The sequence below is a fragment of the Pseudomonas sp. NPDC079086 genome, from assembly GCF_044542155.1.
In the GTDB taxonomy this organism is placed as follows: domain Bacteria; phylum Pseudomonadota; class Gammaproteobacteria; order Pseudomonadales; family Pseudomonadaceae; genus Aquipseudomonas.
Window position 1 is genome coordinate 277,819 of the sequence record NZ_JBITTY010000001.1, and the last position, 21,333, is coordinate 299,151.

Below are 21,333 nucleotides of genomic sequence, written 5' to 3' on the forward strand. Positions count from 1 at the left end.
GTGAATTCGGTGGGTCAGCTCTTTTCGAGTGCCCATAGGTCGCTTTCAATGCTCTCGAACCGTTCTTTCAGGTGAGTCTGCACATCGAAAATCGCCCGATTGTAGTAGTGCGGCGCAATCTCACGGGTAAATAGCTCAAGCACCTCGGCTGCTTCAAAGCTACCCAGTTCCAGTTCGAAGCGATCAGTCATAAAGCGCTTGATCGCCAAACAGGCTTCACGCTCCTGCTCAGCGCTCAAGGTCATGATCGGCGGCTTGCTTTTGGCCCGACTCATTTACCAGCGACCATCCCAGGCGGCAAAGTTCTGCAGCAGTTGCAGGCCGTGGGTATGGCTCTTTTCCGGGTGGAACTGCACGGCAAAGCGCGAGCCGTCAGCCAGGGCTGCCGCGAAATCCTTGCCGTAATGACCGCGACCAACCACCTGCTTCGGATTGCCGGCCTCGATGTAATAACTGTGCACGAAGTAGAAGCGCGCCAGGTCCGGAATGTTGTGCCACAGCGGGTGTTTGACCGACTGCGCCACCTCGTTCCAGCCCATGTGCGGCACCTTCAACGGCTCGCCATCTTCGACCATGCTCTTGCCGAAGAAACGCACCTTGCCGGGAAACAGACCGATGCAATCAACGCCATCGTTCTCTTCACTGTGCTCCAGCAACGCCTGCATACCTACACAGATGCCGAGAAACGGACGGTCAGCGCTGATTTCACGCACCAGGCTGTCGAAACCCAGACGCTTGATCTCGGCCATGCAATCGCGGATCGCGCCCACACCGGGAAATACCACGCGGTCGGCTTCGCGAATCACCTGGGCATCGCTGGTGACCAGCACCTTACCGGCACCCACGTGCTCAAGCGCCTTGGCCACCGAGTGCAGGTTGCCCATGCCGTAGTCGATTACTGCAACTGTCTGCATTTACAGACAACCCTTGGTCGACGGCATCTGCCCAGCCATGCGCGGGTCCAACTCGACGGCCATGCGCAGGGCGCGGCCGAAGGCTTTGAACACCGTTTCGATCTGATGGTGGGTGTTGGTGCCACGCAGGTTGTCGATGTGCAGGCTGATCAGGGCGTGATTGACGAAGCCCTGGAAAAACTCCTGAAACAAGTCCACATCAAAACCACCGACCACGGCGCGAGTAAACGGCACGTGCATTTGCAGGCCCGGACGACCGGAGAAGTCGATCACCACACGCGACAACGCTTCATCGAGCGGCACATAGGAGTGGCCGTAACGAGTCATGCCCTTCTTGTCGCCAATGGCCTTGGTGAAGGCCTGGCCGAGGGTGATACCGACATCTTCCACGGTGTGGTGGTCGTCGATATGCAGGTCGCCCTTGCACTGGATGTCCAGGTCGATCAGGCCGTGACGGGCAATCTGGTCGAGCATGTGTTCAAGGAACGGCACGCCAATATCGAACTTAGCCTTGCCAGTCCCATCCAGATTGATCGAGACCTTGATCTGGGTCTCCAGGGTATTGCGCTCGACGGATGCCGTACGTTCGGCCATCACCAGCTCCAGAAAATCGTTGGGCGAAAGGGCCGACATTATAGGCCGATAAGCCGCCAACACTGAAGCCAGGACAGCAGAGACAAAAAATCCCGCCGACGCATGGGGCGCTGGCGGGATTTTCAGGGGAACGGCGGTTTACTGGAACAGCACAACCGTCTTCTGCAGAGTAATCCACACACCCCACGCCAGCGGAATACCGACCGCCAACCAAGCAGCAATAGCCATTGGCTTGCTTGCAGGGTCAGCTGACCATTCCAACTCGTGCGCGGCCAACGCTTTCTTCTCACCGTGAGCACGCTCAGCGGCCAGCTCGGCATCGGTCATGAAGTACTTAGGCGCAACCGGACGCACCAAGGCGTTGCAGATGAAACCCAGCACCAGCAGACCGGCGAGGATATACAGGGTGATGTCGTAGGCCGCAGCCTTCGGCACGCCAATGCTCAGTTGGTATTCGCGCAGGTAGTTAACCAACACCGGACCCAGCACACCTGCCGCCGCCCAAGCCGTCAGCAGACGACCATGGATTGCACCGACCATCTGCGTACCGAACAGGTCCGCCAGGTAAGCCGGCACGGTGGCGAAGCCACCGCCGTACATTGACAGGATCACGCCAAACGCCAGCACGAACAGCGCCAGACTACCCAACTGACCGAGCACCGGCACGGCAGCGTAGAGCGCGAAGCCCAGGCCGAAGAACACGAAGTAGGTGCCCTTGCGCCCGATGAAATCCGAGCAGGAAGCCCAGAAGAAGCGGCCGCCAATGTTGAATAGGCTCAGCAAACCGGTAAAGCCCGCGGCAATCGCGGCAATTTCTGCCAGTTGCGCAGCGTTCAGCTCGTTAAACGACAGGTCAATCCCGATCAGCTTGCCGGCAAACACTTCCTGCAACAGCGGCGAAGCCATGCCAATGATGCCGATACCCGCCGACACGTTCAGGCACAGCACGGCCCAAACCAGCCAGAACTGCGGAGTTTTCGATGCGGTATTAACGTGCACATGTCCCTGGGTGATCATCGCATTGTTGGCTTTGGCCGCCGGCGCGACCCAACCTGCTGGCGTCCAGCCGGTTGGTGGCACGCGATACGACAGCGCACCGCCGATCATGAAGACAAAGTAGATAGCCGCCATCACCACGAAGACCTGCCACACGCCCACGCTAGTGTCGCTAGCAAAATGGTTCATCAGCAGCGCCGCCAGGGGGGCGCCAACCATCGCGCCGCCCCCGAAGCCCATGATCGCCATACCCGTGGCCATGCCGCGCCTGTCCGGGAACCACTTAATCAGGGTCGATACCGGAGAGATGTAGCCCAACCCCAGTCCGATACCGCCAATTACCCCCGAACCTAGCCACAACAGCCAGATCTGGTGGGTATAGATACCCAATGCGGAAATCAGCAGACCACCACACCAGCACAGTGCGGAAACCACACCTGCCTTGCGTGGACCGGCATGCTCAAGCCAGCCACCCCACAGAGCAGCCGAGCAACCGAGGAAGACGAAGAACAGGGTGTAGATCCAGCCCAGCATGGAAATCTGCCAGTCGCAATTGCTGGCAAATATCTGCTCGAAGAAGCCTATATCCGCCGCACAGGCGAGTGGTGCATCAATGCCGATCGCTTTCGACAACGGCAGCCAGAAGACCGAAAAGCCATAGGCCATACCAATACACAAATGAATGGCCAGGGCGGCCGGTGGAACGATCCAGCGGTTGAAGCCGGGCTTCGCGATGATGCGCTCCTTGGAGAGGAACGCAGGCATCGCCGAGGCGCCGTCAAGGACGAGGGCGTCAGTCATAGAATTTTCTCTTATGTTTTCCAGGCAAGGCAGTACCTTGAAGCGCGCGCAGAATAGCGCGCACGTCGACGAGAGTAGCACTGCAATTTTTCACCCCAGCCCCACAAACCACTACCCATTAGTCGAATAGACCAATCCAAACAACACCGGTGCGCGGCCTTGATCTAGCAGTTACCTGTCTCTCGCACACAGAAGCTGCACCTAGGCAAAACCTTGCATGCCAGCCGCTTCAAGACTTACGCAAGCGACGTACGCATCGCTGGCAGAAGAACCGTAAACGGCCAGAAACAAGCAACCAAGACGCCAGCCTGCAACAGCAGCCGGCTGTAACGGAATCGCTCAAAAACCATGGAATAAGGGGAACCGACTGCCGGCTTCATTATCCAAACGGCCAACGCCCACAACCGGCAGAGCCAAACCACTCGGCTACGAGCCTCCAGGTTTACCGCCAACCTGGCCACTGCTGGGAGCGTTGCGCGGCCGCCGTAAAAGCTGCTTGCAAAATCACAACGTAAACGGGACTGTCGGCGGTCCATGTAAAAGCGCTGGCGCTATACTCGCTGGCTTGAATTGCTGCTCTTCACCATTCAGTTTCGAAACAAGGATTCGCACATGAAAGCGCTCGGCAAAATTCTCGGCCTATTTTTTCTCGGGCTATTGCTGATCATCGTGGCGCTGGGCTTTGCCCTCACCCACCTGTTCGATCCCAATGATTACAAAGACGAAATCCGCCAGATTGCGCGCGACAAGGCCAACCTGGAACTGACCCTCAAGGGCGATATCGGCTGGAGCCTGTTCCCCTGGCTCGGCCTGGAGCTGACCGACGCCACGCTTGCCAGCGCCAGCACCCCGGACAAACCCTTCGCCGACCTGCGCCTGCTCGGCCTGTCGGTGCGCGTGCTACCGCTGCTGCGCAAAGAAGTGCAGATGAGCGATATCCGCATCGACGGCCTCAACCTCAACCTGCAGCGTGACGAAAAAGGCCACAGCAACTGGGAAGATGTCGGCAAACCGGCCAACGCCGCGACCACAACAGCCGACACCCAACCAACAACCGGCGACAGCACGCCGACGGCAAGCGCTACAACGGAAGCAAAAGGCAGCAGCCAGCCGCTGAAACTGGACATCGACAGCCTGATCGTCAACAGCGCGCGCATCGACTACCACGACGCGCAGAAAGGCCAGCAATTCAGCGCTGAAAGTATCCAACTGACCACCGGAGCGATACGCGAAGGCGCCGGTATCCCGATCAAACTCAGCGCGTTCTTCGGCCTCAACAAACCAGTGCTACGCGCCCGCAGTGAGCTGCAGGGCGAGTTACGCTTCGACCGCGCGCTCAAGCGCTATCAACTGGAAGACGCCAAACTCTCCGGCGAAGTGTCCGGTGAACCCTTCGACGGCCAGACCCTGAGCTATTCAGCCCAAGGCCAGTTGCTGGTCGACCTGGCAGCCCAGGTCGCCGAGTGGAACGGCCTGAAGTTCTCCGGCAACCAGCTACGTGCCCTTGGCGAGCTGAAGGTGCGCGACCTCGACAAGCAGCCCAAGCTCAGCGGCGGCCTGTCCATTGCACCGCTCAACCTGCGTGAGTTCCTCAGCACCATCGGCCAGAAACTGCCGCCGATGACCGATGAGAAAACCCTCAGCCAGTTCGAACTGGTCAGCCGCCTTAGCGGCACCGACAACAGCCTGACCTTCGAAGACCTCAAACTGACTCTGGATGACAGCCACTTCAGCGGCCAACTGGCAATTTCCGACTTCTCCAAGCAAGCCCTGCGCGTGCAGCTCAAAGGCGACCAGCTGAACCTCGACCGCTACCTGCCGGCGCCACCCAAAGACGCTAAGGACTCCGGCGCTGCACGCAAGGCCGAGGTCAAGGCCAGCGTCGCCAGTGCCGGGCAGAGCGGCAGCACACCGCTGCCCGATGCACCGACCCAGCACGCTTGGAGCAGCAGCGAAGTGCTGCCGATCGAACTGCTGCGCAAGCTCGACGTACAGTTCAGCCTTGGCCTGGATCAGCTCACCGCCCAGCAGCAGGTCATCAGCAACTTCAGCGCCAAGGCGCAGAGTAAAGGTGGCCTGCTGACCCTGCAGGATGTGCGCGGCACTATCGGCAACGGCAGTTTCGACGCTAAGGCCAGTATCGACGTGCGCCCGGCTATCCCACTGCTCAGCGTGCAAAAGAATCTCAGCAACATTCAAGTAGAGCCCTTCCTGAAAAAGCCCGACCAGCCTTCGCCGGTCAAAGGCCTGCTGGATTTCAAAGCCAACCTGACCACCAGCGGCAACAGCCAGCGTGCCTGGATTGATGGGCTAACTGGAGATGCCAGCTTCCTGCTCAACGACGGGATGCTGGTCGACGCCAACCTGGAACAGCAACTGTGCCGCGGCATCGCCACGCTCAACCGCAAAGCCCTGAGCAGTGACCCGCGCGGCAAGGACACCCCCTTCGAAACCCTGCAAGGCAGCCTGAGCCTACGCAACGGCGTCGCCCACAACCCCGACCTCAAGGCCGTTATTCCGGGCCTGGCAGTTAGCGGCAATGGTGACCTGGACCTGCGCATCCTCGGCCTCGACTACCGCGTCGGTATCACCATTACCGGTGACCAGCGCGAAATGCCCGACCCAGCTTGCCAGGTCAACGAGCGCTATGTCGGCATCGAATGGCCAGTACGCTGCCGCGGCCCGCTGGAAATGGGCGGTAAAGCCTGCCGCCTGGATCAGGATGGCCTGGGCAAGGTCGCCGCGAAACTGGCCGGCAACAAGCTCAGCGAGAAGATCGAAGAAAAACTCGGTGACAAGGTCAGTCCCGAGCTGAAAGACGCACTCAAAGGCCTGTTCAACCGATGAGCCCCGAGCAATTTTCCGCCGCGGTACTGAACTGGTACGACAGCCACGGACGCAAGGACCTACCCTGGCAACAGGGCATCACGCCATACCGCGTATGGGTCTCGGAAATCATGCTGCAGCAGACCCAGGTCAGCACCGTGCTCGGCTACTTCGATCGCTTCATGACCGAACTACCGACGGTTAATGACCTGGCCGCCGCACCGGAAGACGAAGTGCTGCACCTGTGGACGGGCCTCGGCTACTACACCCGCGCACGCAACCTGCAAAAGACCGCACAGATCGTCATGCGTGAACATGCCGGCGAATTCCCCCGCGATGTCGACCAGCTTACCGAACTTCCCGGCATCGGCCGCTCCACCGCCGGCGCCATCGCCAGCCTCAGCATGGGCCTGCGTGCACCGATACTCGACGGCAACGTCAAACGCGTACTGGCGCGCTATGTCGCCCAAGAAGGCTATCCGGGCGAACCGAAAGTGGCGAAGCAGCTATGGGATGTGGCCGAGCGCTTTACCCCGCAAGCCCGAGTCAACCACTACACCCAGGCGATGATGGATCTGGGCGCCACGCTCTGTACCCGCAGCAAACCCAGCTGCCTGCTCTGCCCACTGAAAAGCGGCTGCCAGGCACACCTGCTCGGCCTAGAGATTCGCTACCCAATCCCAAAACCACGCAAGGCACTGCCACAGAAGCGCACGCTGATGCCGATCTTCGCCAACCGCCACGGCGAAGTGCTGCTCTATCGCCGCCCGTCCAGCGGCCTCTGGGGCGGCCTGTGGAGCCTGCCGGAGCTGGACGAAGCAACGGCCATCGCCTCGCTCGCCAGCCGCCACACTCTGCAGCTCGGCGCACAACGCGAGCTGAGCGGCCTGACTCACACCTTCAGCCACTTTCAGCTGGCCATCGAACCCTGGCTGATCCAGGTCGACGCCGCGCCAACCGCCGTGGCCGAGGCTGACTGGCTCTGGTATAACCTCGCCACCCCGCCGCGCCTGGGCCTTGCTGCCCCGGTGAAGAAGTTGCTGAAGCGCGCGGCCGATGCACTCGCAGCAAATACTGGAGAAACGCCATGACCCGCACCGTACAGTGCCGCAAACACAAGCAGGAACTCCCCGGCCTGGACCGCCCGCCGTATCCGGGCGCCAAAGGTGAGGACATCTTCAATAACGTCTCCAAACAAGCCTGGGACGAATGGCAGAAGCACCAGACCCTGCTGATCAACGAACGTCGCCTGAACATGATGAACGCCGAAGACCGCAAGTTCCTCCAGGCTGAAATGGACAAGTTCCTCTCCGGTGAGGAATACGCCCAGGCTGAAGGTTACGTACCGCCCAGCGAGTAACAGCCTCAGTTACCTGCAGGGGCAAACCACCCCTGCAGGTCACAATACCCCCGCAAAACCGCCTTCCGCAGCTAACCGCCCGTATTAATTAAATATTTTTCAAACTCACGCTTGACACCCACCCCTCAAATCCGTCTAATAGCGCCCCGTTAGCCCGGGTAGCTCAGTCGGTAGAGCAGGGGATTGAAAATCCCCGTGTCGGCGGTTCGATTCCGTCCCCGGGCACCAAATACAGAGAAACCCCAAGAGAATTAAACCTCCTTGGGGTTTTTTCTTGCCTGCGATTTACCGCTCAACAACTTAAAAACCCGCTGAAATTGTGCACGCGCGACAGCCAACTGCAGCCAAGCGACAGCGTGACTGGGTGAGCGCCCCCAGGCCGGTAAACGGCTTGGCGGTCAGCGAAACGCTATGCTAGCTTGACGCCTCGCCAGGAAGGCCACGCAACGCCTGAGCGCAACCGAAGAATAAGAGGACACTCCATGGCCGAGGCCACGCCCGCGCTGGAAATACGCGACCTGCATAAACGCTACGGCGACCTTGAGGTGCTCAAGGGCATCTCCCTCACCGCTCGCGACGGCGATGTGATTTCCATCCTCGGCTCTTCCGGCTCCGGCAAGTCGACCTTTCTGCGCTGTATCAATCTGCTGGAAAACCCGCACAAGGGGCAGATCATCCTTGCGGGCGAAGAACTCAAGCTCAAAGCTGCAAAAAATGGCGACCTGGTCGCCGCCGACAGCCGCCAGATTAATCGCCTGCGCAGCGAGATCGGCTTTGTCTTCCAGAATTTCAATCTGTGGCCGCACATGAGCGTGCTCGATAACATTATCGAGGCACCACGCCGCGTATTGGGGCAGAGCAAAGCTGAGGCCACTGAGGTGGCCGAAGCGCTGCTGGCCAAGGTCGGTATCGCCGACAAGCGCCACGTTTACCCGAATCAGCTTTCTGGCGGCCAGCAGCAGCGCGCGGCAATTGCCCGCACCCTGGCCATGCAGCCGAAAGTCATCCTGTTCGATGAGCCCACTTCGGCTCTCGACCCGGAGATGGTACAAGAAGTGCTTAATGTGATCCGCGCACTCGCCGAGGAAGGCCGCACCATGTTGCTGGTTACCCATGAGATGGGTTTTGCCCGTCAGGTGTCCAGCGAGGTGGTGTTTCTGCATCAGGGCCTGGTTGAAGAACAGGGCTCCCCGGAGCAGGTATTCGACAACCCGAACTCGGCGCGCTGCAAACAATTCATGTCCAGTAATCACTGAAAACACGGAGCAACTACGCATGCAGAACTATAAGAAGATCTTGCTGGCCGCGGCCGCCACACTGGCATTCGGCACCAGTGCCGTAGCAGCGGACAAGCTGAAACTGGGTACCGAAGGCGCTTACCCGCCCTTCAACCTGATTGACGCCAGCGGCCAGGTTGGCGGTTTTGACGTGGAAATCGGCCAAGCCCTGTGCGCCAAGATGAAGGCTGAGTGCGAAGTGGTCACCTCCGATTGGGACGGCATCATCCCAGCCCTGAACGCGAAGAAGTTCGACTTCCTGATCGCCTCCATGTCGATCACCGAAGAGCGCAAGGCCGCAGTGGATTTCAGCGAGCCCTACTACACCAACAAGCTGCAGTTCATCGCGCCAAAAAGCGGCGACTTCAAGACTGATAAAGCCAGCCTGAAGGGCAAAGTGATCGGCGCCCAGCGCGCCACCATCGCCGGCACCTGGCTGGAAGACAACCTGGACGGCGTAGTTGATATCAAGCTGTACGACACCCAGGAAAACGCCTACCTCGATCTGTCCTCGGGTCGCCTTGATGGCGTACTGGCTGACACCTTCGTGAACTGGGAATGGCTGAAGAGCGACGCTGGCAAAAGCTTCGAATTCAAAGGCGACCCAGTATTCGACAACGACAAGATCGGCATTGCCGTACGCAAGGGCGACGCTCTGCGCGAGAAGCTGAACGCCGCACTGGCCGAGATCGTGGCTGACGGCACCTACAAGAAGATCAACGACAAGTACTTCCCCTTCAGCATCTACTAAGCTGCCGGCACTGCGTCGCCCGCCTGGGCGGCGCAGGCTTCTGAGCCCCTATGAATTTCGACCTCTACGGATTCGGCCCGGCCCTGGCTGCTGGCACCCTGATGACTATCAAGCTGGCGCTCAGTGCGCTGTGCCTGGGTCTGGTGCTTGGCTTGCTCGGCGCTCTCGCCAAGACTTCCCCGTACAAGCCGCTGCAATGGCTTGGCGGTACGTATTCGACCATCGTGCGCGGCATTCCCGAGCTGCTCTGGGTATTGCTGATCTATTTCGGCACCGTGCAACTGATGCGCAACCTGGCAGACCTGCTCGGCATCGAAAGCCTTGAGCTGAACGCCTTCGCCGCCGGCACCATCGCCCTCGGCATCTGCTTCGGCGCGTACGCCACCGAGGTGTTTCGCGGCGCGATCCTGGCCATCCCCAAGGGTCACCGCGAAGCCGGCCAGGCTTTGGGCATGTCCAAGCCACGGATCTTCTGGCGGCTGATCCTGCCGCAAATGTGGCGCATCGCCCTGCCCGGCCTGGGCAACCTGTTTATGATCCTGATGAAGGACACCGCGCTAGTCTCGGTGATCGGCCTGGAAGAAATCATGCGTCGCTCGCAAATCGCCGTGACCGCCAGCAAAGAGCCCTTTACCTTTTATATGGTGGCGGCCTTTATCTACCTGGGCCTGACCGTCCTGGCGATGATTGGCATGCACTTCCTGGAAAAACGCTCCAGCCGTGGCTTTGTCAGGAGCGCGTCATGAGAAAGACCTCTGAAATAGCCGCCTGGTCGATTGCCCTTGCGCTTATTGCCTACGCTCTCTGGGGAGGCCTAACCGCCCTCAACTGGGACGTGATCATCAAATGGCTGCCGCGCCTGTCTGAAGGCGCCATGCTGACTCTGGAACTGGTGGCCATCGCGGTTCTCGCCGGACTGATTCTCGCCCTGCCCATGGGCATCGCCCGTGCCTCGCGGCATTGGTATGTGCGTGCCCTGCCCTACGGCTACATCTTCTTTTTCCGTGGTACACCGCTGCTGGTGCAGCTGTTCCTGGTCTATTACGGCCTGGCACAGTTCGATGCAGTGCGCGAAGGCCCGCTCTGGCCATACCTGCGCTCCCCGTACTGGTGCGCGGTGCTGACCATGACCATGCACACCGCCGCCTATATCGCCGAGATTTTACGTGGCGCCATTCAAGCCGTGCCACCGGGCGAGATCGAAGCCGCGCGCGCACTGGGCATGTCGCGGGCCAAGACCATGTTCTATATCGTCCTGCCTCGGGCGGCGCGTATCGGTCTACCGGCCTACAGCAACGAAGTGATCCTGATGCTCAAGGCCAGCGCCCTGGCCAGCACTGTGACCTTGCTGGAACTGACGGGTATGGCCCGCACCATCATCGCCCGCACCTACCTGCCAGTGGAGATCTTCTTCGCTGCCGGGATGTTCTACCTGCTAATCGCCTTCCTGCTGGTGCGCGGCTTCAAGCTGCTAGAACGCTGGCTGCGCGTCGACGCCTGCCAGGGCCGCTGATTGCCTGAGGGCTCGCGCCCTCAGGTACAATCCATCATGCCGACCACCACTCCCGCCCCGATTCTGCAAGACGCTGCCCTGTTGCAGCGCTTTCAGGCACTCGACAGTTTTCTCATTGAGCACCAGGCGCTGTGGCGGCCCAGGCCCTTTGTGCATTACCCGGCATTGCCCTGGGAAGCCAACTACCCACAGCTGGCAGCCTGGCTCAGAGCACAAAGTCTGGAGCATGCAGAGGCAGCGCATAACCAGCCACATCTGCTGCAGGCGCCAGCACCCTTCCCGCAACTGGCCGCTCAGGCTCATGACCTAAGCCAGATTGGCGAACTGCCGCAGTCACCCGCGACGGTATTGCCAGCGCGCTTTAGCAGCGATGTGCCGGGGCGCAAGTGGCAGCAGATCGACGCCTTCGCCCGCAGCCTGAGTTTTAGCCGTACACCGCAACACTGGCTGGACTGGTGCGCCGGCAAAGGCCACCTCGGCCGCATGCTCGCGCATGGCGGCGGCAGCCTGACTTGCCTGGAGTACGACCCGCAGCTGGTCAGCAGCGGCCAGCAACTCAGCCATAAACTCGGCATCACCGCACAGCATATCGAGCAGGATGTGCTGGCTGCCGACGCCGCGAAGCAACTGCAGGCGCAGCACACCCCCGTCGCGCTGCATGCCTGCGGCGAGCTGCACACACGCCTGCTACAACTGACCAGCCAGACCGGCTGCCAGCAACTGGCCGTCGCGCCCTGCTGCTACAACCGCATCCGCACAACGCACTATCAGCCACTCTCGGCAAGCGCCAAGGCCTCAACACTGCAGCTCTCCATCGACGATCTTGGTCTACCCCTGAGTGAAACCGTCACCGCTGGCGCACGGGTTCGCCGCCAGCGCGATCAATCCATGGCCAAACGCCTGGCCTTCGACCTGCTGCAACGCCAGTTGCGCGGCATTGATGAGTACCTGCCAACCCCATCCCTACCCGCGACCTGGCTGGACAAGCCCTTTGCCGATTACTGCAAAGACCTCGCCGTACTCAAACAACTGCCCGCGCCAGGCGCAGAGGATTGGCCACAGCTGGAGCAACAGGGCTGGCAGCGCCTGAGCGAGGTGCGCAACCTGGAACTGCTGCGCGGCCTGTTCCGCCGCCCGCTGGAACTTTGGCTGCTACTGGACCGCGGCCTCTACCTGCAAGAGCATGGCTACAACGTGCGCCTGGGCACCTTCTGCAGCCACCAACAAAGCCCGCGAAACCTGCTGCTGCTGGCCGAACGTCAGTGAAAGTTGCCCACAGCATCTGTGGATAACTCTGTTGACAGAATCTGAGCAAACCACGCAAACGCCCGCCGCTGCTATATACCTCTAACCTGTACATTTTTTAATCTTAGAATATATCTCTTAAAAACAGACACTTAGCCAATACCGCGAACCAGCGCACAAAGTCTGCGCACGCTCGTGCCAGGTGCCCTGCATATGTGCATAACGATTTTGCTGCTGATAACAATGCCTGCACAGAACTACGCTCAGACGGCTTTACTCCGTCAAATGAATGGATATAATGGCGACCCTGAAATGCCGGTATAGCTCAGCTGGTAGAGCAACTGACTTGTAATCAGTAGGTCCCGGGTTCGATTCCTGGTGCCGGCACCATATAAAACAAAGGCTTGCAGCAATGCAGGCCTTTTTTTTACCCGCTGCACGTAACAAGCCGCGTAACAAGCAGACTTCACACGCGCCTGCGCACACGCCTAGACGGCCTGGATAAATCTCAGGTACTGGGGGTGGTCTGCAAAAAGAGTAATTTTTGTAATCTGCCTGTGGGTAACGACGCAAACCATTGAGCTTGCTGGCTTTTCCATCGATCAGCAGAGGTAACCTTTAAGTAACATGAAGGTAATCAAATTACTTTTCTGAAAGGTGATATTGGGACTTATAAAAATCCTTATAAATCATGCACTTAAAGAAAAATTACTTTTTTAGTTACCTCAACATTACCCCTCTTTGTAATCTCCAAAGCCCCGAATAACGTGGCCTCCAGCCTTAGTCGCTGGCCAGATTGCGGAAATTACTCTTTCTGAAAATAGGCCCCTATCCCTGAATCGGGAGGGGGGCAGCCGTTGCCGTCGTAAACCGTCCTGCGTGCAGGGTTTCGCAGGCTTTTTCAGGCACTTGATACCTACCCCAGGCATAGCTGCTGCGCTTGCTGGAGAGCCGCGCAGGGGTGAAGAAAAAGCACCACATTTAGCCCGCAGGCGTGGCGGGGGGACGAGTCCGCGCGCCGGGTGCTGAGCGAGCCCAAATAGGTGGCCGTATCAGTGAACTGGAAGGTATCGTTCTGTGACGCGGCATGAGGCCGCCTCAAGGAGATGAGAGATGCGTCGAGACCCTGAGTTGATCCGACAGCTAATGCTTAGGCTGGAGGCGCTGGATAAGCCGGCAACCGCCATAGCTACGGTTGGCTATCGAGAGAACCTTTCCATCGATGGCTACAGTGCCGACCAGGTTTACTACCATGTCGACCAGATACTTATGAGCAGGTGGGTGGATATGGCTGGAGGCCGAGGGATGAACCCTAGTGGGCATTTCTCTTTCCGGGCCTTGACCCCTGCCGGGCATGACTTTGTCGACTCGGTACGAGACGACGCGATTTGGCAGTTGACCAAGCAAGGCGCTAGTGCAGCTGGCGGGTTCACAATGGATATGCTCGCGGCCCTAGGTAAGGGCTTTCTCCGCAAGCAGGTTGAAAAGCTCACCGACATCCAGCTCGGATAAAAAACGCCGCCTCGCGGGCGGCTTCTCGGTCGGGAGGACTATCCGTTGATAGTAGATCAGCTCATTGGCCTACTCACCGCCCTGGCCGCCAACCATTAAAAAGGGACATCAGGCGCGGGCTAGATAGTTAATATCCGCCGATCATAGGAAACAGGAGAGTAGAAATGGGATGGGGTGATGCGGCGGCAATTTATGCGGGGATTGTGGCAACGGCGGCACTGGCTTTAGAAGTGCGGCGCTGGTTTGAATCGGGTCCTAAGCTGCGGTTGAGTGTGATGCAACATGCGCGATTGACGCACGACTCCTCGAATAGTTCGTACATAGCGTTGACAGCAATCAATGTCGGCGAGGTTCCGACCACAATCACTCATCTGACCCTGCAACAGTTCCCTAGCCTATGGTCGTACCTCCGCGCTAAACCGAGCTGGACCGCACTAGTTCCAAAGCCCAACTTGGATGGCATGCCCCCCGTAATTCCAAAACTCATCAATCCGGGCGAGCAATGGACTGGGTTAGCTAACAGGACCGAAGACCTAATAGAAATGAGCAAAAAGGCCAGGCTCTACATAGGCGTAGTCCATAGCTTCTGCTCGAAGCCAGTTCTGATCAAACTTGACTTCAAACCCGATCCGCTCGAGAACGCAGAAGAGCGCACCTGATGCCTCAGGCATAACACCGGGCTATTCAGTGCGCTCGAATGGCAGGGGGTTTCACCCCTGCGCCGGTATCTCATACGGCTTGAAGCGCACCACCTCCTCCCCAAGCCAGTCATTCAGCTGCAGCAGCCGGGCCTGCACTGGCTCCAGCTCGTTCAGCGCCCACACCTGGGCCGCATCGCGCACCGATCCAAAGCCCCCTGAGTTTTGAGGCACCACCCCCATGAGCTGGGGCGGGATGCGCAGCATTGCCAGTTGGTCGTCGCGGCTGATGTTCTTGATCGCACCGAAGTCGTCCTTAGCGGCAATCTCGCTGATAGGGATCAGCTGGATGCCATCCTTCTTGCCGTTGGGCGCATACATGAACAGGTTCCGAAAGTTGCCCGGCCCCTTGCTGTTCTTCATCGCAGTGCGCAGGTCGTTGACGTAGTCCTCGTTAAAGGCCGGGTCGGTCATGTACAGGATGAACCCCGCATGCGAGCCGTTCTGGTAGTACTTCCGCCGGAACAGCGTGGCGCTCTCGTTGAGTAGCGCGCTTTGCAGCGCCGGCAGCCACTCCGGCAGGCCGTAGATCTCCTGGTTGATATCGGCCTCGCGCAGGTGGCAGATGCTGCCGCGTGCGAATTCGTGCTCGTCCTTCCACCCGCGCACCTGGTAGTAGGTGTCCAGGTCGACACCCCGGCGCATGTACTTGGCCAGGCACGGGGTCAGCCCCAGCGCCTGGCGCAGCATGTTGTCCTTCTTCTCCAGGTACAGGTTGCCGCACCACCCCCAGTCCATGACGATCTGCTCGAAGGCCTGACGGCTCAGCAGTCGGTGCGGGATAAAGGTGCGCGCCAGGGCGTTCCGCTTGAAGGTCAGGCCAGAGTCCAAATAGACGCTTGCCTTTGACGCACGCGCCATGCCGTCCATGGATACCGGCGGCTCGTACCAGCGGCCGTTCTGCCAGCACTCCAGGTAGTCGAGGATCTGCCGACCATCGAGCACCGGTGCTGGCTCGCCGAAGGTGAACGCCATCGGCTGGGCGCTGCCCTCCTTGACCAGCACCTCACCCTCAACCACCCGTGCCTGCTCAACATTCGCCACCTGTTGCTGGCGACGACGGCTCCGATTCTTGCTCATGTGGAAATCTCCATGATGCTGGTGTTGGCCGCTGTTTGGCCCTCCAGCGGCTCGTTGTGCAATGCGTGAAAGAGCGCCCACGCCAGGTCAGCGTGGCCGGTGGCCTCGTTGCGGCCGGCTGTGTAGGTAAACTGGCGCCCGCTTGGGGTTATGGTCTTGCGAATGGCCATGAGCGACTGCGCTACATCCGTCCAGCCGGCATCGAACTCAAGACGCCCCTTGCTGATCACGTCATAGGCCTTCATCACCAGGCGGGTCTTTACCTCCGGGCTATAGGAGAAGGCGTACAGCCCCGGGAAGAACGGCTTAACCAACTGCGCCACAGCACCGCCCAAGCCAGTGGTGTCGATGCCCACATAGGTCACCCAGTACCGTTTAGTGATCTGCCGGATCGTCTCGGCTTGGGCCGTGTAGTCCATGCCACGGAACTGGTGTCGCTCCAGGATGCGGAACTTGCCCCCCGGCACCATCGGCGGCGCCACCACAATCAGGCCAGCAGAGTCGCCGGTGTCTGCGGGGTCGTAGCCCACCCACACCTGGCGGTCAGCGAATGGGCGCTGGGCGAATGGCTTGTAGTCCGTCCAAAGCGTCCAACTGTCGACCATGCAAGGCTGCAGCATCGTCAGCGGGAAAATGCTCGCCCCGTCGTCCACAAACTCGCACATCAGCAAATTCTGGAAAGCCGCCGCGTCATACTCCTGCCGCAGCTCGTCGATATTGAACAGATCGCAGCCCCGCGCCTCGGCGTCGAGAATGTTCACGATCTGGCGCCAGATGTTGTCCTCGCAGGGGCGGCCCATCTGCAGCGCCGCATGGCTCACATCCAGCTTGAGGTGCTGCGCGCTCGGCTTGCCCTTGTTAAACCGCTCACCCGTCCAGAATGTGAACGCCTCATGCGCCATCGAGCTGGGTGTCGAGAAGTAGGTCCGGCGGTAGCGCTTCTGCATCGCCATACCGGACGCGACCTTGTTCAACTCGTTGAACTTGTAGGTCCAGAAGAATTCGTCGAAGTAGAAGTTGCCGTGGTAGCCCTGAGCTGTACGCGCGTTGGTACCCAGGAAGTGCAGCTCGGCACCGTTCGGCAGAATGATCGGGTCACCCGTAAGGTCAACGTCGATCACTTCCCGGGCAAAGGCCTGGATATAGGCCTTGAAGATATGCGCCTGCGCCTTGCTGGCAGACAGGAAAATCTGGTTGCGCCCTGTGGTCAGCGCATCAATCAGCGCCTCGCGGGCGAAGTAGTAGGTAGCACCGATCTGCCGGCTTTTGAGGATGGCGCGGGTGCGTTGCTCGCCCGCGCGGTACCAGTCCTTCTGGTAGTCGAAGCATCCATCGAGAAACGCCTCGATCAGCTTCTCGGTGTGCTCCTCTGTGATCTCGTTGCGCTTCGGTTTACGCTTCGGCTCAGCGTTACGGTTTAACAACTCCGGGTTGAGTTCCGCCTCGGTGCCGCCGGCCTGGAACCGCGCAATGCGCGCCTGGCGCTCCAGTTGGCGGCCCAGCAGATCGATCTCTTTGAAGTCCGTGCCCGACTTCGGATCTTTCAGCAGCAACTGCACCAACCGCGCCTCGGTCGCCGCCTGGATACGCTCAAGCGGTGTGGCACGGTCCCAATCGTCGCGCCCTTTCCAGCTGTGCAGGGTCTTTTCCTTCTCCCCCGTCAGCTCGGCGATTTCGCACACGCGAAAGCCCTGCCAGTACAGATGCTTGGCATGACGGCGGGTATCGGTGGGCAGTTCGACGATAGAATTCATGGCGCCGATGCTGCCGCTCGCGCGCGTGTATCCCTACCTCCGCACCCTGTAGCGTCGCCCGCTACCAGTCCAGCGCGTTGCCGCGCCCCTCCCCACTGTCGACCATGCCCTCAACGCAAAGGCACATGCCGCCATAGCATCGAGGACAGCCAGAATGCCCACCCCAGCCACCAAGAAATTCCGTTCCAAGCAGTTCCGTATTGCCCTGGAGGGCGCTACCACTGACGGCCGCACCATCGAGCGCCAGTGGATCGCGGACATGGCCGCCAACTACGACCGGAACCTCTACGGTGCCCGCGTCAACTGCGAGCACATCAAGAGCGTGCTGCCGGATTCCCCGTTTGGCTCCTACGGTGACGTCATCGCCCTCGCTGCCGAGGAAGTAGAGATCGGCGGCAAGAAGAAACTCGCCCTGCTCGCCCAGATCGAGCCGAACGAAGCCGGCATTGCCCTCAACAAGAAGGGCCAAAAAATCTACACCTCCGCCGAGGTATCGCCGAAGTTCGCCGACACCGGCAAGGCCTACCTGGTCGGCCTCGCCCTCACCGACAACCCAGCCAGCCTGGGTACCGAAGCGCTGCAATTCAGCACTCAGCACGGCACCCTGGTCGGCCGCAAGCAAGACAAAGACAACCTCTTCACCGCCGCCGAAGAAATCGCCATTGAATTCGAGGAAGTCGTCGACACCCCCAGCATGTTTGCTGGCCTGCGCGACAAGGTTTCCGCCCTCCTCAAAACGAGCAAGGACAAGGAAGGCACGGACGCCGCTAACTTCGCCGAGCTGGGCACCTTGATTGAGCAGCTCGCCACCCACGGCCAGGAGCAGGCTGACGCCTTCACTGCCGAGAAAACGGCACGCGAGAAGCTCCAGGCCGCCCACGAAAAGCTGTCCGCCGAATTCACCGCCTTGGTTGAAAAGCTGAGCGGCACCCCGGCGCCGATCAAACCCCAACAGCACAGTCAGCGCCCGCCGATCACCGGCAATGACGGCCGCGCCGTTACCGACTGCTGATTACCACGGACCAGCCCCGCCAAGGATTACCGGAGAACACCATGCGCAACGATACTCGCCAGTTTTTTGAAGCCTACGCCACCCAGATCGCCCAGCTCAGTGGCGTGGCCGACGCCACCAAGACTTTCACCGTCGACCCGGCGGTCCAGCAGAAGCTGGAAACCCGCATGCAGGAGTCCAGTGAGTTCCTGGGCAGCATCGGCATGATTCCCGTCGATCAGCTGATCGGCGACAAGGTTGGAGTAGGCGTCAGCAGCACCATTGCCAGCCGCACCGACACCAGCGGCGCCGGTGTTCGTACCCCGCGTGACGTCGCCGCCCTGGACGACAAAGGGTATGCGTGCAAGCAGACCGACTTCGATACCGCCATCCGCTATGCCCTGCTCGACGCCTGGGCGCACATGCCGGACTTCCAGACCCGCCTGCGCGACGCCATCCTCAAGCGCCAGGCACTCGACCGCATCATGATCGGCTTCAACGGTACCAGCGCCGCCGCAACCACCAACCGTGCCACCAACCCACTGCTCCAGGACGTCAACATCGGCTGGCTGCAGCAGTACCGCAACAATGCCCCTCAACGTGTGCTGAAGGACGGCAAAACCGCCGGCAAGATCGTCATCGGCACGGGTGCCAGTGCCGACTACAACAACCTCGACGCCGTAGTGTTCGACGCCGTGGCCAACATGATCGATCCATGGCACCGCAAGGACACCAGCATCGTCGTAATCCTTGGCGGCAACCTGATCCACGACAAGTACTTCCCGCTGGTCAACCGCGAGCAGGCCCCGTCCGAGAAGCTGGCCACCGACATGATCCTGTCGCAGAAGCGCATGGGCGGTAAGCAGCCGATTGAGGTACCACACGTACCGGACGGCGCCATGCTCATCACCAGCCTGGAAAACCTCTCCCTCTACTGGCAGAAGGGCGGCCGCCGCCGCTACCTGCAGGAGAACCCCGGCAAGAACCGCATCGAGAACTTCGAGTCCAGCAACGACGCCTACGTCGTCGAGGACTACGGCTTCGGTTGCCTGGTTGAAAACATCGAGCTGGAGGCCTAACAGCCATGGCCATGAGCCCCGCCAAAGCCCACTTCCAGCGCGCCACCGCCGCGCTGGAAGCGGCAGCCACCGCCCCGGACGCCCTCATGGAGGGCCTTACCGGTTACGAAGTGCAGCTCGCCAAGCTCCAACAGGATGAGCAGCGCCTCAAGCAGGTCCAGTCCACCGAAGGCAAGGCGACGCTCAAGATCGCGCTGCTGCCGGAGTACGTCCCCTATGTCGAGGGCGTGATCGCCTCCGGCCAGGGCGCCCAGGACGACGTTATCGTCACCGTCATGCTCTGGCGTTTCGACGCCGGCGACTACGTGGGTGGCCTGGAGGTCGCGGATTACGTGCTCAAGCATGGCTTGAAGATGACCGACCGCTTCAAGCGCACCGCCGGCTGCGTAGTCGCGGAGGAAGTTGCCGAGGTGGCACTCAACGCTATGAAAGCGGGCACCTCGTTTGACATGGCCATTCTCACCCGCACCAACGAGTTGACCGCCGCCCAGGACATGCCCGACCAAGTCCGCGCCAAGCTGTACCTCGCCATGGGTCGATTGACCGCCGCGCAGGTGAATGAAGAAACACCAGCCGAAGCCGACAAGGCGAATCTCGAAGCGGCAAAGCAGTACTTCAGCCGCGCCATCGAGCTGCACGACAAGTGCGGCGCCAAAAAAGACCAGGAGCGCGTTGATCGCCTCCTCAAGAGACACGCTGGCCTAGCCAGCTAACCGAGCGGTCCCCCGCAACCCCGGCGGCTCGGGGCGGATCAGCAGGGTGACTCCTTCCCATGCTGTGAAGCCCCGACCACCGCCGATCTATTCGAGCGACAGGCATGAGCGCATTTATCGCCGGTGGCGTAACAAACGAAGCCCACCCGATCAGCAACGCCGCCTTCTGGCCAGATATCGACGGCCAGAAGCTGCGCGCCGCCATGCGTATCGACAACAGCGTCACCGACGCCCGGCTAGAAGTGGCCGCCGTCAACGCCATGATCGAGGCCAACCGGGAGCTTGCCGGCTACCGAACAGCCCGCCAGGCCGAAGGCCACGCCACCCTGGCCGACGTACCCGCCGAACAGATCAAGAACGAAAGCCAGCTGCTGCACCTCTACCGCCGCGTCATCTACTGCAACGCCCTGGCCGAACTGGTGGAGCGCTACAGCAGCTTTGACGCCACCAACAGCGGCCAGCAAAAGGTCACCGAAGAAGAAACCAGCGCCGACCAACTGCGCCGCGACGGCCGCAAAGCCCTGCGCACCATCCTCGGCATCAGCCACGCCACTGTGGAGTCGCTCTGATGCCCACCGTGCTTGCCAACCAGGGTGACACCGTCGACGCCATCTGCTGGCGCTACTACGGCCGCACCGCTGGCGTGGTTGAGCAAGTGCTCGACAACAACCCCGGCCTGGCGGACTTCGGCCCAGTCATCCCCCACGGCACCCGCATCACCCTGCCGGATGCCGCCCCCCAAGCCGAACAACGCCAAGTGGTGAACCTATGGGACTGATCTACCTCGCCCTCTACAAAGGCAAAGGCACCCTGTTTAACCGCCTGATTCGCCTGTGGACGCGCTCCAAGTACAGCCATTGCGAGGTTGTCAGCGGCCGCGTCTGGCTGTCGGCATCGGCCATGGACAGTGGCGTGCGCGCCAAGATGATCGAGTTGAAGCCGGAACACTGGGACCTGATCCCAGTGCCTTGGGCTGATCAACGTCGCATCGCCCTGATCTTCCAGCAGCACCGTGGCAAGGGCTACGACTGGGCCGGCATCTTCTTCAGCCAACTGCTCGCCAGCGGCCTGCATAGCCGGCGCCGCATGTTCTGCAGCGAGTTCTGTGCCGCCGCGCTTGGCTTCGACAACCCACAGCGTTACTCCCCGGCCCAGTTGGGCGAAGTGGTGCACCGCATTAACCGCCTCCCATTCGTCCAGCTAGGCCACTCGATTAAAGAGGGCTAAGG

General features: G+C 60.3%; 22 protein-coding genes and 2 tRNA genes. 18 read left to right on the top strand and 6 right to left on the bottom strand.

All coding sequences use genetic code 11. From position 1 onward, the window contains the following. Positions 1-14: 14 nt before the first annotated feature. The 4 genes from ACIGEK_RS01265 to ACIGEK_RS01280 form a co-directional block, all read right to left on the bottom strand. The gene (locus tag ACIGEK_RS01265) at positions 15-275 is read right to left on the bottom strand and encodes a DUF2164 domain-containing protein (RefSeq protein WP_397491585.1); all 261 of its coding nucleotides are present in this window, start codon (positions 273-275) and stop codon (positions 15-17) included. Further along, complete coding sequence (hisH, locus tag ACIGEK_RS01270; protein WP_397491586.1) at positions 276-914, bottom strand: imidazole glycerol phosphate synthase subunit HisH; 639 nt, start codon at positions 912-914, stop codon at positions 276-278. Then, positions 915-1,508 carry an imidazoleglycerol-phosphate dehydratase HisB gene (gene hisB, locus ACIGEK_RS01275; protein WP_136664474.1) on the bottom strand — a complete coding sequence of 198 codons (594 nt, stop codon included), beginning with the start codon at positions 1,506-1,508 and terminating at the stop codon, positions 915-917. It lies immediately after the preceding gene. 138 nt (positions 1,509-1,646) lie between these two features. Next, entirely contained in the window at positions 1,647-3,305 is a 1,659-nt protein-coding gene (locus ACIGEK_RS01280) for an OFA family MFS transporter (RefSeq protein ID WP_397491587.1), read from the bottom strand. Between the two features lie 612 nt (positions 3,306-3,917). On the opposite strand from ACIGEK_RS01280, the gene ACIGEK_RS01285 reads away from it, so the two are divergent. The 12 genes from ACIGEK_RS01285 to ACIGEK_RS01340 all read left to right on the top strand — a co-directional run bounded on the left by ACIGEK_RS01285 (position 3,918) and on the right by ACIGEK_RS01340 (position 14,448). Then, positions 3,918-6,152, top strand: a complete 2,235-nt coding sequence (locus ACIGEK_RS01285) for an AsmA family protein (protein WP_397491588.1) — start codon at positions 3,918-3,920, stop codon at positions 6,150-6,152. After that, on the top strand, positions 6,149-7,222 hold the full coding sequence (gene mutY, locus ACIGEK_RS01290; RefSeq protein ID WP_397491589.1) for an A/G-specific adenine glycosylase: 1,074 nt from the start codon (positions 6,149-6,151) through the stop codon (positions 7,220-7,222). Before ACIGEK_RS01285 ends, mutY begins: the two co-directional genes overlap by 4 nt. Next, a complete protein-coding gene (locus tag ACIGEK_RS01295; RefSeq protein ID WP_090379491.1) occupies positions 7,219-7,491 on the top strand; it encodes an oxidative damage protection protein in 273 nt (90 codons plus the stop codon). Before mutY ends, ACIGEK_RS01295 begins: the two co-directional genes overlap by 4 nt. A gap of 152 nt (positions 7,492-7,643) precedes the next feature. Beyond that, positions 7,644-7,719 (top strand) — tRNA-Phe (locus tag ACIGEK_RS01300). A gap of 254 nt (positions 7,720-7,973) precedes the next feature. Further along, the gene (locus tag ACIGEK_RS01305; RefSeq protein ID WP_397491590.1) at positions 7,974-8,747 is read left to right on the top strand and encodes an ABC transporter ATP-binding protein; all 774 of its coding nucleotides are present in this window, start codon (positions 7,974-7,976) and stop codon (positions 8,745-8,747) included. A 19-nt stretch (positions 8,748-8,766) separates the two neighbouring features. Beyond that, the gene (locus tag ACIGEK_RS01310) at positions 8,767-9,519 is read left to right on the top strand and encodes an ABC transporter substrate-binding protein (RefSeq protein WP_397491591.1); all 753 of its coding nucleotides are present in this window, start codon (positions 8,767-8,769) and stop codon (positions 9,517-9,519) included. Between the two features lie 50 nt (positions 9,520-9,569). After that, positions 9,570-10,265 (top strand): ABC transporter permease, encoded by a 696-nt coding sequence (locus ACIGEK_RS01315; protein ID WP_090254729.1) that lies wholly within the window; start codon positions 9,570-9,572, stop codon positions 10,263-10,265. After that, positions 10,262-11,032: an ABC transporter permease gene (locus ACIGEK_RS01320; protein WP_397491592.1), complete on the top strand. Its 771-nt coding sequence runs from the start codon at positions 10,262-10,264 to the stop codon at positions 11,030-11,032. The genes ACIGEK_RS01315 and ACIGEK_RS01320 overlap by 4 nt, the downstream gene beginning before the upstream one ends. A 36-nt stretch (positions 11,033-11,068) precedes the next feature. Beyond that, positions 11,069-12,298, top strand: coding sequence for a methyltransferase (locus tag ACIGEK_RS01325; RefSeq protein WP_397491593.1), 1,230 nt, complete (start codon positions 11,069-11,071; stop codon positions 12,296-12,298). Between the two features lie 293 nt (positions 12,299-12,591). Continuing rightward, positions 12,592-12,667, top strand: a tRNA-Thr gene (locus ACIGEK_RS01330). A 723-nt stretch (positions 12,668-13,390) separates the two neighbouring features. Then, positions 13,391-13,789, top strand: a complete 399-nt coding sequence (locus ACIGEK_RS01335) for a DUF2513 domain-containing protein (protein ID WP_397491594.1) — start codon at positions 13,391-13,393, stop codon at positions 13,787-13,789. A gap of 164 nt (positions 13,790-13,953) precedes the next feature. Continuing rightward, positions 13,954-14,448, top strand: coding sequence for a hypothetical protein (locus tag ACIGEK_RS01340; RefSeq protein WP_397491595.1), 495 nt, complete (start codon positions 13,954-13,956; stop codon positions 14,446-14,448). A 51-nt stretch (positions 14,449-14,499) separates the two neighbouring features. Here the strand turns inward: ACIGEK_RS01340 and ACIGEK_RS01345 are convergent, their stop codons facing one another. After that, a complete protein-coding gene (locus ACIGEK_RS01345; RefSeq protein ID WP_397491596.1) occupies positions 14,500-15,567 on the bottom strand; it encodes a phage portal protein in 1,068 nt (355 codons plus the stop codon). Beyond that, entirely contained in the window at positions 15,564-17,321 is a 1,758-nt protein-coding gene (locus ACIGEK_RS01350) for a terminase ATPase subunit family protein (RefSeq protein ID WP_397491597.1), read from the bottom strand. The genes ACIGEK_RS01345 and ACIGEK_RS01350 overlap by 4 nt, the downstream gene beginning before the upstream one ends. A gap of 154 nt (positions 17,322-17,475) precedes the next feature. Here ACIGEK_RS01350 and ACIGEK_RS01355 point away from each other — a divergent pair, with 154 nt between their 5' ends. The 6 genes from ACIGEK_RS01355 to ACIGEK_RS01380 all read left to right on the top strand — a co-directional run bounded on the left by ACIGEK_RS01355 (position 17,476) and on the right by ACIGEK_RS01380 (position 21,331). Continuing rightward, complete coding sequence (locus tag ACIGEK_RS01355) at positions 17,476-18,333, top strand: GPO family capsid scaffolding protein (protein WP_397491598.1); 858 nt, start codon at positions 17,476-17,478, stop codon at positions 18,331-18,333. Between the two features lie 41 nt (positions 18,334-18,374). Beyond that, positions 18,375-19,391 (top strand): phage major capsid protein, P2 family, encoded by a 1,017-nt coding sequence (locus ACIGEK_RS01360; RefSeq protein ID WP_397491599.1) that lies wholly within the window; start codon positions 18,375-18,377, stop codon positions 19,389-19,391. A gap of 5 nt (positions 19,392-19,396) precedes the next feature. After that, on the top strand, positions 19,397-20,104 hold the full coding sequence (gene gpM / locus ACIGEK_RS01365; RefSeq protein WP_397491600.1) for a phage terminase small subunit: 708 nt from the start codon (positions 19,397-19,399) through the stop codon (positions 20,102-20,104). Positions 20,105-20,208: 104 nt separating this feature from the next. Continuing rightward, positions 20,209-20,673, top strand: coding sequence for a head completion/stabilization protein (locus ACIGEK_RS01370; RefSeq protein WP_397491601.1), 465 nt, complete (start codon positions 20,209-20,211; stop codon positions 20,671-20,673). Beyond that, positions 20,673-20,882: a tail protein X gene (locus tag ACIGEK_RS01375; protein ID WP_397491602.1), complete on the top strand. Its 210-nt coding sequence runs from the start codon at positions 20,673-20,675 to the stop codon at positions 20,880-20,882. Before ACIGEK_RS01370 ends, ACIGEK_RS01375 begins: the two co-directional genes overlap by 1 nt. Then, on the top strand, positions 20,873-21,331 hold the full coding sequence (locus ACIGEK_RS01380; protein WP_397491603.1) for a hypothetical protein: 459 nt from the start codon (positions 20,873-20,875) through the stop codon (positions 21,329-21,331). The genes ACIGEK_RS01375 and ACIGEK_RS01380 overlap by 10 nt, the downstream gene beginning before the upstream one ends. Positions 21,332-21,333 lie beyond the last annotated feature (2 nt).